Genomic DNA, 726 nt, shown 5'->3' on the forward strand with positions numbered 1-726 from the left:
CATGGCGAAGGGCGCCAAGATCAGTGTGTGAAGACAAACCTGGACGCCCTTCTGACAGCACTCTACGTCCATCTGGACGACCATGTCCTGCCCGCACACGAACAGCGCCGGAAACCGGGACCGCCCCGCCTGCTCACCGACGCCGAACTCGTCTGCGTCGCCACCGCCCAGGTCCTGCTGGGATGCGATGCCGAGCACCACTGGCTGCGCGTGGCGCCCTCCCGGATCGGCCACCTGTTCCCGCGCCTGCCCGTCCAGTCCGAGTACAACCGGCAGGTGCGGGCACTGGCCCCGGTGCTCTTCGCGGTCGCGATGTGGCTGGCCCGCGCCATCCCCACCTACCAGGAGAAACTTCGGTTGATGGACGGAACCCCGGTGCGCTGCGGGGCTTCCCGCGTGACGGTGAACCGCTCGGGCCTGGGCGAGGTGGCCGGCTACGGCATGGACAAGTCCCACCACGCCTTCTACTGGGGCGCCAAGCTCCTGCTCATCACCACCACGGACGGCGCCGTATGCGCGTTCTCCCTGGCCCACCCCAAGGAGCTGGACGAGCGCAAGCAAGCCCTCCACCTGCTCCACGTCCAGGAATGCGCGCCGGGGCCCTGCCCCATCGTGTGCGACAAGGGGTTCGCCGGGGCCGGGATCGAGAGGGCCGCGGCTGCCCTGGGCCACGTGCTCATCCGCCCGGCCCGCCGCGACGAGGACGGCTCCGGCGCCTTCCCGGGC

1 protein-coding gene is annotated in these 726 nt (G+C 70.4%); it reads left to right on the forward strand.

Annotated features, from left to right (window positions below; all coding sequences use genetic code 11):
* Positions 1–27 precede the first annotated feature (27 nt).
* Positions 28–726: hypothetical protein (locus ACFO4E_RS30085; protein ID WP_378580731.1), on the forward strand; the 699-nt coding region annotated here is incomplete at its 3' end.

This window comes from Nocardiopsis mangrovi (genome assembly GCF_042653925.1).
Taxonomy (GTDB): domain Bacteria; phylum Actinomycetota; class Actinomycetes; order Streptosporangiales; family Streptosporangiaceae; genus Nocardiopsis_B; species Nocardiopsis_B mangrovi.